This is a genomic window from Bacillus timonensis (genome assembly GCF_000285535.1).
Taxonomy (GTDB): Bacteria; Bacillota; Bacilli; order Bacillales; family Bacillaceae_L; genus Ferdinandcohnia; species Ferdinandcohnia timonensis.
This window is the reverse complement of record NZ_HE610987.1, coordinates 615,226-628,047: the sequence shown is the minus strand read 5'-3', so window position 1 is coordinate 628,047 and position 12,822 is coordinate 615,226. Positions and strand designations below refer to the sequence as shown.

The window sequence follows — 12,822 nt, the reverse complement described above, 5'->3', positions numbered from 1 at the left end:
AAGGAGAGGGAAGCATGAACCCAATGCTGATAGAGTTTCCAGAAGAGTTTACGACTGAAAGATTAGTCATTCGAATGCCTAAACCAGGAGATGGTAAAGTTGTATATGATGCCATTACGGCTTCTATAATTGAGCTTAAACCATGGTTGCCGTTTGCTCAAAAAGAGCAGTCTGAACAAGATGTTGAAATGAATATTAGGGAATCACATATTTCCTTTTTAAAAAGAGAGGATTTAAGATTACTAGTATTTTTAAAGGAAACAGGGCAATTCATTGCTTCTTCTGGATTACATAGAATCGATTGGGCTGTCCCTAAGTTTGAAATAGGATACTGGATTGATAGTCGTTTTAGTGGAAAAGGGTATATGACAGAAGCGGTTAAAGGAATTGCGGATTTTGCTTTTCACGAGCTGAATGCGAAGAGAGTTGAAATTAGGTGTGATGAAAAAAATAGTAAAAGTAGAGCAATACCAGAAAGATTAGGGTTTGCTTTGGAAGGTGTATTAAAAAACGATGACTTATCACCTGAAACGAATGAATTAAGGAATACTTGCATATATGCAAAGATAGTTTAGTATATCAGTTTGAGAGCGTATTCAATATATATATAAATAATCTTGAGGTTGTAGCTGAGCGTGTGGGTGTAATAAAACTGGGATTCAGTTAAGGAGAGGTTAATTTGGAGAAAAAATATACAGAAATCAATTCGAAAACGATTGATAAGTGGGTTGAGGATGGCTGGGAATGGGGGAAACCGATTAGTCACGAAGTTTTTGAAAATGCTAAAAATAAAGAGTGGTCTGTACTATTAACACCTACCAAACCAGTACCAAAGGAATGGTTTGGTGAATTTAAAAATGCAGAAATACTAGGATTAGCTTCAGGTGGCGGACAGCAGATGCCGATTTTTTCCGCGTTAGGTGCAAGGTGTACGGTATTGGATTATTCGGAGAAGCAATTGTTAAGTGAAAAAGAAGTGGCAAAAAGAGAAAATTACGAGATTAAGACTATTAGAGCAGACATGACAAAACCATTGCCATTCAAGGATGAATCCTTTGACTTGATTTTCCACCCTGTATCAAATTGTTATGTTGAGGATGTTATTCCTGTTTGGAAAGAATGTTACAGGGTGTTGAAAAAAGGAGGAATCTTGTTATCAGGATTGGATAATGGTATTAACTATATCTTTAATGATGAAGAAACAACGGTAACCTATAAACTACCATTTAATCCATTGAAGGATAAGCAACAATATGAGGACTCAATAAAGAATGATTGGGGAATCCAATTTTCACATACCATTGAGGAACAAATTGGGGGACAATTACAAGCGGGATTCATCCTTACTGATATTTATCAAGATACAAATGGTACAGGTAAACTTCATGATTTTAATATCCCGACATTTTATGCAACAAGAGTTATCAAAAATTGAGAGATATTTTTTCGTGCGTATTTGAAACATTTTGGGGATTTAATCGTAATCTAAATATAAGGTTTACTCATCCGGGAGGGAAGCAATGATGGAAGATAGTTTTATTTTTTATGTAATCGGTGGCGTTCTCCTTCTATATATTGTAATCATGATTCCCATCCAATACAGAAATATAGTCGCAACGAAGGAAGAAATAAAAAAGTCGAAGAAAACGCATAACGAAATGTACGAAAAGATGTCCTTTGAAGAACAACAATTACAATTCAATCTTCAAGGAAGTCTCTTAAATTTACCATCCACATTAATTGCAACTTTAATCTATAAAATACGTCATCGAAATAAATAATGGGTGCCGAGATCTTCTAAATGAAGGTCTTTTTTTCATGCTTAAATATCGCGAATCCTGGGTTTGTGGTATATCGTGTATCGTTTTACGTTCTGGTGATATCCCGAATCCGGCGTCAGCGGTATATCATGTATCGTTTTGCGGATTGGCGGTATACCGATTATCTCGTATTCGGTATATCATGTATCGTTTTACGGTTTGGTGGTATCCCAATTACCACGATCAAATACTTTTTAATTTTTTTATAAAAAGTGTAGGGTACAGTAGGTGTAAATTCGTCTATTATGGTAGACAGAGAGAAAGGGGGGAGTGCGATTGAAGGATGAGTTGCTGGTTGAAAAGGCAAAAGCGGGTGATGAGCATGCCTTTCGCTTATTCGTTGAAAAATATAAGAATCTAGTATTCAAGGCAATTTATTCGGTTTTACGACATGAAAAGGATGCCGAGGATGCTTCGCAGGAAGTGTTTTTAAAAATCTATTACGCCCTCCCCCAATATAGTTCACAGGGCATAAAGACTTGGATGACACGAATCGCTGTGAACCATGCTATCGATGTGAAACGGAAGAAACAGCGGCATCAAGAAATGATTGTTGAGGCTGATGATCTCCCAACACTCTCTTCGTCCGAGGAAAATATCGTCATCCCACTTTTACGAAAAGAACAAAGAGAATTAGTCAAAAGCAGGCTACACGACATGCCAGCGAATTATCGTGAGGTAATTGAAGCGTATTATATAGCGGAAAAAACCTATAAGCAAATAGCACAGGAACAACAGGTTGAAGTAAAAACAGTTGAAACAAAGCTTTACCGAGCCCGAAATTGGATGAAGAAACATTGGAAGGAGAGTGATTTTAGTTGAGACATTTCAGTACTGAAGAGTGGTTAATGTACATTCAAGATGAATTGGCAAAATCAAAGCGGGAAGAACTTGAAAATCACCTGTTTTCCTGTGATCAATGTTTGGAAGTCTATATGGAATTACTGGAGGCTCAATCTGTAGAGTTGCCCGATATTGAAAAAGATAGCTTTACAGACGAGGTATTTGCCAAACTTCCTATAAAAGTGAAAAAACAAAGGAAGTCAATTTTACAAAGTCCGATTTTCCATTATGGGGTTGCTGCTGTTGTGACATTAACTCTCATGTCGACTGGAGTCTTCCAAAGTATAACGGGTATTGTCGGTACGGTGGAGGCGTCTAGTTTTTCAGAGCAAAAACAATCAGTCTCAAATAATTTGATGGAAAAAGCATTATCGTTGTTTGACATAATTGAAAACATTCAAGAGGAGGGAGAAAAATGAGTTTTAATCCAGTACTAGCATTTTTTCTATCGTTCATACCAGGGGTAGGACATTTTTATGTAAATCGAAAAGTAAGAGGTTTCTTATATGGAATTGGGGCGGTTGGACCTGTTTTAATAGGAATCTTCGGGACATTTATGGTAGGGTATGATGATCCACTTTTTATTGGATTTATCTTTGCATTTTTTGTAGTGGTAATTAATGTATTGGATATGATTATCTTCCTGTTGCGAAATAACAAGCATAATCAAAATCAGCACGTAATCCAAACAGAAGAAGGGCAGGTCTTATCAGTTCGAACGGACGATTCAGACCGTTTCTTTACAATTATTCTATCGTTTATTCCGGGTCTAGGGCATTTTCAATTGGGTTTAATTAACCGTGGATTGACGTTTTTAATCGGATTTTTTGGGTTAGGAACGATGGTAGTATTTATTTCAGCATTTACGAATCAAGGAGCTTTCATGGTGTTTCTGGGAATTTTACCGATTATTTGGGTGTACAACATGTTTGATGCGGTTCAATTGGTAGGCAAGAAACTGCGTGGGGAAAAGATAGAGGATAAAACCATTATTGAGGACTTCGAAGAAACAAGACGTGAGCAGGGGCGTAAAAGTAAGACTTTAGCAACCGTTTTAGCAATTTTTCCAGGTGCAGGCCATTTGTATCTTGGCTTGCAAAAACGTGGTATCCAGTTAATGGCTGCGTTTTTATTCGCGATTTATATTTTAGATGTGCTTCGCTTGTCACTGTTTCTCTTTTTAATCCCAATCATTTGGTTTTACAGCTTTTTCGATGCCCTTCAGAAGGTGTCAAAGCATGGTGAAGAGGAGCTTGAGGACGTACCGGTTGTTTCTTATATTGTAAATCACCAAAAATGGGTTGGAATTGGTTTAATTACGTTAGGACTTTACTATTTAATGGTGAATGTTGTTCTACCAACGGTTGGTCCAATGGTTTCAAGAGTGTTTAATTTCGATATTCAATACTTCTACTACACATACTTCCAAGGAACTATCATCTGCATTTTGTTAATTGGTGGTGGCTTGAAGTTAATGGTAGGAAGTAAAAAACGGAAGGAGAATGATGCAAAATGAGAAAATGGCGTGTTGGTTCAGTTTCGATGGGATTGTCCCTTATTTTACTCGGTGTTCTTCTTTTCATATCACAGATAAAAGGAATGCAAATGATGGAGCCACTGCTTGTGTGGTGGCCGATCATTTTGATTGTTTTAGGAATTGAGATTGTCGTTTATCTCTTTTTATCAAAACAGGAAAATCCGATTGTAAAATATGATTTTTTAAGTATCATTTTTGTAGGAGTCATTGGGACAATTGGGATAGGGTTTACCTTGTTGTCATCTGTAGGGCTTGTCGATGAGGTTCAAGGTGTGATTGGGGCAGAGCATCGTTCCATGGACCTTCCGGTAGTAGAAGAAAAATTAACAGGAGACATCAAACGTGTCGTTCTTGAAACAAATGGTGTAACATGTAAAATTGAGGGCACCAATGCAAATGAATTGCATCTATTTGGCGTATATCGTGCTACGGTTCATCCAAAGGCCGACCCAATAATTTCAGAAGCAAAGGATTATGTGTTTATGAAGGTTGTGGGTGACACAATGTACCTGACATTGAAAGAACCTGCTGATCAAGCAGGACCATTTTCTACATACATAACGATGGAACCGACGATCATTGTTCCAAGCTCAATTCAATTAGAGGTTCGTGGTCAGCATAATCAAGTTGCCCTCTATCCTGGCTCACTTGAAAATAATTGGATTGTCGACGGGGCATCAAATGTCTCTGTTCATGTGAGCGAAAAGAGTAACATTCTGTTGTCTGCTGTTTCTAATAATGAGCTAGAGAATGGCAACATTGCCTGGGATAAAATTGATACAACAAAACGAGGCGGTATTGATGAAGTGTATGAAGAAAGTACTACTGAAAATTTATATAAGGGAACAAAAAAGCTAGGGGAAGGTACCTATAAACTATCCATTTTTAATAGTGAACTCGTTACTGTCAATCTAGTTGAAAAAATGTAAGGATGGAATGTGCGCATTGGTTTTGGCCAAGCGCATTTTTGAGGATACAAGGTTTCAGAGAAGGTGGGCAATATAATAGTGTTTTTTAAATATCGATGCTATAGTAAATAAGTGTGAGTGAATTGGTTTTTTTTACTAGTACCAAAATTGATTAAATGAATTGGATAAGCTATGATGTAAAATAGACGATTGATTATCTTTTTTTAGGATGATGAAAATGAAAAGAGCTCGTATAATATATAACCCAACTTCTGGGAGAGAATTGTTTAAAAGACATCTGCCGGAGGTCCTAGAGAAGTTAGAAAGAGCAGGCTATGAAACCTCATGTCATGCAACAACTGGAGCGGGAGACGCGACAAATGCTGCACGAATCGCGGTTGAAAGGAAATATGATCTTGTGATTGCGGCAGGTGGCGATGGAACCATTAATGAGGTCGTCAACGGTTTAGCTGAACAGGAATACCGCCCGACTCTCGGGATTATACCTGTTGGAACAACAAACGATTTTGCGCGTGCTATCGGTGTACCACGAAATATTGACGGTGCCTGTGATGTAATTGTCGATGGAATTTCTGTTCCGATTGATATAGGCCGAGTAAATGATAGATATTTTATTAATATTGCTGGCGGTGGAAGGTTAACTGAGTTAACATACGAGGTACCAAGCAAGCTAAAGACAATGCTTGGGCAGCTTGCGTATTATTTAAAAGGCATGGAGATGCTACCATCCATTCGTCCAACTGAGGTTAGTATTGAGTATGACGGAAAGCTTTTTGAAGGGGAAATCATGTTATTCCTCGTCTCCTTAACTAATTCTGTCGGTGGCTTTGAAAAACTAGCACCCGATTCATCGCTCAATGATGGATTGTTTGACTTGTTAATTTTAAAAAAGGCAAACCTAGCTGATTTTATTAAGGTGGCGACGTTGGCAATACGTGGAGAGCATATCAATGATCCTCATGTTCTCTACACAAAAGCTAATCGCATCAAGGTGAATCCCACTGAAAAAATGCAAATCAATCTTGATGGGGAATATGGTGGTTTACTGCCTGGTGAGTTTGTCAACTTATATCAGCATATTAATGTGTTGGTAGCAAAGGAAAAAGCGGATAAGATGTAAGAAAAAAGTCTGGCGAAGGCCAGATTTTTTTGTTTTTTGAGTATTTTTTTAAGCAAGCTTCAGGATAACCCCATTGGCACAACACACCTCCAATATGTTACAATCAGTTCAGCATTTCGAACGTAAAGGAAGAAAATACAATGACCAAACTGAAACCGCCAGTTGAAAAAAATACATATTATGATGTCACATTCGTGGACCTTACACACGATGGGGCGGGTGTAGCAAAAATCGAAGGATTTCCGATTTTTGTAGCAAATGGCTTACCTGATGAGAAAGCCAAAATAAAAATTACGAAGGTCCAAAAAAGCTACGCCTATGGACGGCTTATTGAACTTTATGAAGAAAGTAAATATCGAGTGGATGCTCCGTGTCCGATTTATAAAGAATGCGGGGGCTGTCAGCTCCAGCACCTTAGTTATGAAGGTCAATTGGTAGCAAAACGAAAACAGGTCCAGGAAGTTTTAACTCGAATTGGGAAGCTGCAAAATATCCACGTACATCCTGCTCTAGGAATGGAAAATCCATGGCGCTACCGGAATAAGGCACAGGTACCAGTAGCTGATCGTGAAGGGGGTCTTGTTGCGGGCTTTTACCAGCAGCGTAGCCATGAAATCATTGATATGGAAGCTTGTCTCATTCAGCAAGAGAAGAATGATTTGGTTGTGCAAACAGTAAAATCAATCTGTGAGAAATATGGAATTCAAGCCTATAACGAAAAAAGCAATAAAGGTACTCTTCGACATATCATGGCACGCTACGGCCAAGTCTCAGGCGAAATGATGATTGTCCTTATTACAAGAACAAAGGAGCTTCCACATAAAGATAAAATCATCTCAGATATTATTGAAAAGCTACCTGGTGTAAAATCGATTGTGCAAAACATCAACCCGAAACAGACGAATGTAATTTTTGGAAACGAAACAATTGTCCTTTGGGGAGAAGAATATATTTATGACAATATTGGTGATATTCGATTTGCAATTTCAGCCAGATCTTTTTATCAGGTTAACCCCGAGCAAACCAAGGTCTTGTATGATAAAGCTTTAGAATATGCGGAGTTGACTGGTGAAGAGACGGTTATTGATGCGTATTGTGGAATCGGTACTATTTCGTTATTTTTAGCACAAAAGGCGAAAAAAGTGTACGGTGTTGAAATTGTGCCTGAGGCCATCGAGGACGCGAAGCGAAACGCCACTTTAAATCATATTAATAATACCGAGTTTGCGGTTGGGGAAGCCGAGGTTGTAATCCCTAATTGGTATAAGGACGGAGTTAAGGCAGATGTGATTGTAGTTGATCCTCCTCGTAAAGGCTGTGATGAGGCACTGTTACAAACCATTTTACAAATGAAGCCGAAGAAAGTCGTGTATGTTTCTTGTAATCCGGCAACATTAGCGAGAGACTTAAGGGTGCTAGAAGATGGTGGCTATAATACACTTGAAGTACAGCCAGTGGATATGTTCCCACACACTGTTCACTGTGAAGCTGTTGCGAAGTTGGTTTTAAAATCATAAGATATAGGAATGTAATCGGGAATAGGAAATAGATAAACAAACTTAAACAGGGAGGGGCAAAGACAATGGCAAATGAAAAGTTGAAATCTAAGATTCTGGAAATTGTAGATAATCAAATCAACATAAATGACCCGAAGTGTACGAAAGAAACATTGGAACGTTTAGTTAACTCGGGTTTATCTGAGGTAGAGTCCAAAGAAATGATAGGCAGGGTGCTTGTTGAAGAAATGTATGATCTCTTAAAAAATCAAGTTCCCTTCAATGAAAAGCGATATGAAGAGAAATTGTCCATGCTTCCGTAAGTAGTTGTTTTCGGAAAAAATTGATTAAAATCAATCTGTACTATTCGACTATTCTTTAGAAAACCCATTTTCAAACAAACGTTTGTTTAATGGGTTATCCTAGATATATCAATGACATGCAAATTCAATCAAACGTTTGATTGAACGAATTTGGTATCGGCGAATCTGTCAAGATAATCGCTGTACTAGTCACAAAATTAATGTGAGAATATGGCAAAGCCAAGTCAACTCATTCTCTTTTCTACTATATTGTTTTATAATGGGGTGGGGTGAAGGACACATGGCACGCGAACGTAAATTTACAACTGAGGAACTATATCAAGCAACTGAGGAGCTTCTTCTAGCATATAATTATGAAGGGTTCCAGTTCAGTTTGGTAGCGGACCATTTACATGTTTCCCGTGGCGCGATTTATAAGTATTTTGAAAATAAGGAAGAACTGATCACGGACTATATGCTTTATAAAATGGAGGAATTTCTCCAAAGTCTAAAAGAAATCAACTCAATTGACGAGTTTCATGCACAGTTTGATTTTCTTCTAAATCTCATGTTTAAGAATCCAGAGCTTCCTCATCTTATTGAAATTGGAAAACGTGTCCCGGTAAATATTAACAAAAAAGTGAAAGAAAATAAAGAAAGACTCGAAACATACCACATTAAGATGTACCATTATTTACAGGGCTTTATTGAATCAGGTAAAAAGAAACAAATTTTGAATCCCAATATCCCTGAACCTGTTGTACTAGGTTACATTTTTCAATCCATCGCGATTCCGAATCATTTTGACATTCCCTATGAAGTCTGGGTTCAATCGATTAAAGATATGATTTGTCATGGAATCCTCAAAGAATCCTAATTGACACAAGTGTTACTTTGCAAATATAATTATCGTGACAACAGTGTCAATTTTTTTAAAAGTAAAGTGACACGAGTGTTACTTTCTAATACAAGAGGTGGGGGTTGAGTATACTTTGAAACATTTTTTACAAACCATTACAGATAAAGTCACTACCAAAAAGGGAATGTGGGTTACATTAGCTGTTTGGCTTATTATGACGATGGCATTGGCGGTTTTTGCGCCAAACGCAAAGGATTACGAGGTCTCAAGGATTGATTCTCTACCTGCTGATGCGCAGTCGGTAATTGCTCAAAGTAAGGTAGATGAGTATTTTAAGGATAGTAATGGGACACCTGGAATATTAGTGTTTCAATCGAATGAAGAAAAATTTGATTTCCAGGACCTTGTAGATGTTTTTAATGTGATTGAAAATGCTGCGATTCCTGGGGTAGAACAGGTAGTTCCTTTATCGACCTTACCACCACAGGCTGCAGCGGGATTTTTTTCAGAGGATCAATCAACCGCTATACTTCCAATCATATTTGATGACTCCCTAGAAACAAAGGAAATTGGCGATTCGAAAGATGAAATTATAAAGGTCGTTGAAGACAATTCAGATCTAACCTTGTATGTCACAGGGCCAGCGGGAATTGCAACTGACTCGCTAGATTTATTTTCAAGGGCAGATCTTGTATTGATTTTCTCAACTGTAGGGTTAATCCTTATATTATTAATTGTGATTTATCGTTCACCGCTATTAGCTTTAATCCCATTAGTAGCAGCCGTTTTTGTATATGAAGTGGCTATGCAATCACTAGGTATACTAGGAAAGGCTGGCTTACAGTTAAGTAATCAAACAATATCGATTATGTCGATTCTTTTATTTGCGGCAGTAATAGATTATTCTTTGTTTGTATTCTCTCGTTTTCGTGAAGAGCTCAAGAATTATGAAAGTAAATATGATGCCATGAGAGCGGCCATGAGAGAGGTGGGAATGCCAGTCTTCTTCTCAGGTGGAACGGTGTTGGCGGCAATGCTTGTGTTATTCTTTGCAAACCTCGGAGATTATCGTAATTTTGCTCCGACTTTTGCTACAACAATGGTTATCATAATGATTGCATCGGTTACGTTAGTGCCTGCTTTATTTACACTCTTTGGACGAAAGTCATTTTGGCCAAAGGTTCCGAAAGTTGGGGATGAGAAGGTAAAAAATAATTCTATTTGGAGCAAGGTTGGTCGGCTAGTTGTCAAAAAGCCAGGGCTATCTGTTGGAATTATTGGTTTATTTTTGTTGATCTCTGCCGCTAATATGTTCAACCTAACTTATGAGTTTGATACAATGAAGTCGTTTCCGGAGGATATGCCATCAAGGCAAGGCTATGAATTAATTGAGGAGAAATTTGCGAAAGGTGATCTCGCACCATCAACAGTCATATTTGAAGGAAAAGAAACTGTAACGAAGGAAGCGCAAGATGCATTACGTCAAGAGTTATTAGATCAAGAGCTTGTAAGTGATGTGAGAATAAATGGAGCAGCAGAAGAAAATCGGGTTCTGAATTTTAGTCTTACTTTTGAAGAGGGTCCTTACGACGTAAAAACAATGGATGCGATGGAGCAACTGATTAATAACTCAGATACGATAGTAGCAAATGCTAATGTAGACGGAAATCTCTATTTTGCAGGTGAAACGGCGACTAAAGTTGATGACCGCTCAACCAATAACCGTGATGTTATTTTAATCGTCATACTTGAAACAATCTTAATCTTTGGGATGTTAATCGTTTTAACAAAGTCGTTTAAAATGCCGATATATATGATGGGTACAATCTTAGTTTCATTTTTAGCAGCATTAGGATTAGGTATGTTTTTAACAAACTTATTCTTTGATATCGACACGATAGCAAATCGAGTCCCACTATATGCATTTGTTTTCCTAGTTGCACTTGGAATTGATTATAACATTATGCTTATCTCAAGATTCCAAGAAGAAAGAAGAAACCATTCAGTAAAAGAAGCGGTACAAATTTCTGTTGCAAAAACAGGTGGAGTCATCTCATCTGCTGGTGTCATTTTAGCTGCAACTTTTGCTGTTCTTATGACACAGCCGGTTCAATTATTATTTGTCTTCGGATTTATTGTAGCGGTAGGAATTCTTTTAGATACATTCTTAATTCGAGGAGTATTGTTACCTGGATTACTCGTTTTATTAGAGAAGGATAAGGCAGTAAGTAAAGAAAAATAAGGATAGTAAGGGCCTGTATCGATGGGGATGTAGGCCTTTTTTTTGCCATGAAAGAGTGCGAGTTAGGTCTGTAGACAGTAAAAACTGTAGTTTAAAATGATATTCCATCTTCACGTATTTGTCAGAATTAGATAACCGGGTACGGGAAATATAAATTCAAAGGAGGTTATCTATTGATGGAATCAGGTTCTTATAAAGGTACAAATAAAATGATAATCGGTATTGTGTTCGGTGTCATAACATTCTGGTTATTTGCTCAGGCAATGGTGAATGTCGTCCCGACCGTACAAGAGGATTTAGGGATATCATTAGGAACATTGAACATTGCGATAAGCTTAACAGCTTTATTCTCGGGAATGTTTATCGTTGCTGCCGGTGGTCTTGCAGATAAATTAGGACGTAAGAAGATTGCCTATGTTGGGTTTATTTTAAGTATTGTCGGTTCTCTTTGCCTTGTTTTAGCCCAAGGGTCTGTATTATTAATTATTGGACGCATTATTCAAGGTGTTTCAGCTGCGTGTATCATGCCCTCTACAATTGCATTAATGAAAGCTTATTTTGAAGGGGCAGAGCGGCAACGTGCCTTGAGTTACTGGTCGATTGGTTCTTGGGGAGGCTCAGGGATTGCTTCTTTTGCGGGTGGTACAATTGCCACCTCATTAGGATGGAGATGGATTTTCGTATTTTCGATTATCTTTGCAATTGTTGGTATGTTTTTGCTGAAAGATACGCCAGAAAGTAAACAACCATCTTCAGGTGCTTTTAGATTCGATTACTCTGGGTTAGCCATTTTTATCGTTACAATGATTGCGTTGAATGTATTTATTACATACGGGGCAGATTTGGGATGGACAAGCCCTATTTCGCTAAGTCTTATAGCTGTAACAATTATTGGTATACTGGTATTCATAAAAGTCGAAAGGAGTAAGGAGATTGTTCTAATTGACTTTGCCGTATTTAAAAATGCTCCATATACAGGTGCCACGGTTTCTAATTTCTTATTGAATGCCATTGCGGGTACATTAGTCGTAGCGAATACATATGTACAAGTTGGGCGGGGGTTTAACTCATTCCAATCAGGAATGTTATCATTAGGGTATTTAGTAGCTGTTCTGGCAATGATTCGCGTTGGTGAGAAAATTTTACAAAAGGTTGGCGCAAAATTACCAATGATTTGGGGTGCTGTAATTACCACGGTTGGTGTTGGGATGATGGGTTTAACATTCTTACCGGGCCTTACATACACAATTGTGGTGTTCATTGGGTTTTCTTTATTTGGTCTTGGTCTTGGCATTTACGCGACTCCGTCGACAGATACATCTGTTTCTAATGCTCCAGCAGATAAGGTTGGAGAGGCTGCTGGTGTTTATAAAATGGCAAGTTCACTTGGAAGTGCATTTGGTGTAGCGATTTCGACAGCGGCTTACGCTGCAGTCGCAGCTACTGGTAATCTGGAATGGGCAGCAACCGTCGGTATCATTGTCAATGTAATCTTTGGTGTTCTATCTATTTTATCGATAATCGTTATGGTGCCAAAAGATGCTGGTAGATCGACGAAAGAGGTTAACTCAAATCATACTTCAAAAAAGTCAACAACTCGAGAGCCTGTTCCAGAATAATGAAAAGTGAAAACACCGATGATAGTGGTGTTTTCATACATATGAAAGGAAGTAC

Annotated in this window: 13 protein-coding genes; all 13 read left to right on the top strand. The window is 38.0% G+C overall.

What is annotated here, in order from left to right; translation table 11 throughout:
* Positions 1-14 precede the first annotated feature (14 nt).
* The 13 genes from BTHG_RS17390 (at position 15) to BTHG_RS17330 (ending at position 12,767) form a co-directional block, all read left to right on the top strand.
* Entirely contained in the window at positions 15-575 is a 561-nt protein-coding gene (locus BTHG_RS17390; RefSeq protein ID WP_010678015.1) for a GNAT family N-acetyltransferase, read from the top strand.
* 104 nt (positions 576-679) lie between these two features.
* A complete protein-coding gene (locus BTHG_RS17385) occupies positions 680-1,435 on the top strand; it encodes a class I SAM-dependent methyltransferase (protein WP_010678014.1) in 756 nt (251 codons plus the stop codon).
* An 85-nt stretch (positions 1,436-1,520) separates the two neighbouring features.
* Positions 1,521-1,781: a DUF3949 domain-containing protein gene (locus BTHG_RS17380; RefSeq protein ID WP_026021874.1), complete on the top strand. Its 261-nt coding sequence runs from the start codon at positions 1,521-1,523 to the stop codon at positions 1,779-1,781.
* A 315-nt stretch (positions 1,782-2,096) separates the two neighbouring features.
* A complete protein-coding gene (locus BTHG_RS17375; RefSeq protein WP_010678012.1) occupies positions 2,097-2,642 on the top strand; it encodes a sigma-70 family RNA polymerase sigma factor in 546 nt (181 codons plus the stop codon).
* Positions 2,639-3,082: an anti-sigma factor family protein gene (locus BTHG_RS17370; RefSeq protein WP_010678011.1), complete on the top strand. Its 444-nt coding sequence runs from the start codon at positions 2,639-2,641 to the stop codon at positions 3,080-3,082. The genes BTHG_RS17375 and BTHG_RS17370 overlap by 4 nt, the downstream gene beginning before the upstream one ends.
* Positions 3,079-4,179, top strand: a complete 1,101-nt coding sequence (locus tag BTHG_RS17365) for a hypothetical protein (protein WP_010678010.1) — start codon at positions 3,079-3,081, stop codon at positions 4,177-4,179. Before BTHG_RS17370 ends, BTHG_RS17365 begins: the two co-directional genes overlap by 4 nt.
* Positions 4,176-5,129, top strand: a complete 954-nt coding sequence (locus BTHG_RS17360) for a hypothetical protein (protein ID WP_010678009.1) — start codon at positions 4,176-4,178, stop codon at positions 5,127-5,129. The genes BTHG_RS17365 and BTHG_RS17360 overlap by 4 nt, the downstream gene beginning before the upstream one ends.
* Before the next feature lie 217 nt (positions 5,130-5,346).
* Entirely contained in the window at positions 5,347-6,249 is a 903-nt protein-coding gene (locus BTHG_RS17355) for a diacylglycerol kinase (protein ID WP_010678008.1), read from the top strand.
* Between the two features lie 140 nt (positions 6,250-6,389).
* On the top strand, positions 6,390-7,766 hold the full coding sequence (gene rlmD / locus BTHG_RS17350) for a 23S rRNA (uracil(1939)-C(5))-methyltransferase RlmD (RefSeq protein ID WP_010678007.1): 1,377 nt from the start codon (positions 6,390-6,392) through the stop codon (positions 7,764-7,766).
* Between the two features lie 65 nt (positions 7,767-7,831).
* Positions 7,832-8,068, top strand: a complete 237-nt coding sequence (locus tag BTHG_RS17345) for a hypothetical protein (RefSeq protein ID WP_010678006.1) — start codon at positions 7,832-7,834, stop codon at positions 8,066-8,068.
* A 280-nt stretch (positions 8,069-8,348) separates the two neighbouring features.
* Complete coding sequence (locus BTHG_RS17340) at positions 8,349-8,924, top strand: TetR/AcrR family transcriptional regulator (protein WP_010678005.1); 576 nt, start codon at positions 8,349-8,351, stop codon at positions 8,922-8,924.
* 115 nt (positions 8,925-9,039) lie between these two features.
* Positions 9,040-11,148, top strand: coding sequence for an MMPL family transporter (locus tag BTHG_RS17335; RefSeq protein ID WP_010678004.1), 2,109 nt, complete (start codon positions 9,040-9,042; stop codon positions 11,146-11,148).
* A 176-nt stretch (positions 11,149-11,324) separates the two neighbouring features.
* Positions 11,325-12,767, top strand: coding sequence for an MFS transporter (locus BTHG_RS17330; RefSeq protein ID WP_010678003.1), 1,443 nt, complete (start codon positions 11,325-11,327; stop codon positions 12,765-12,767).
* Positions 12,768-12,822: the final 55 nt, after the last annotated feature.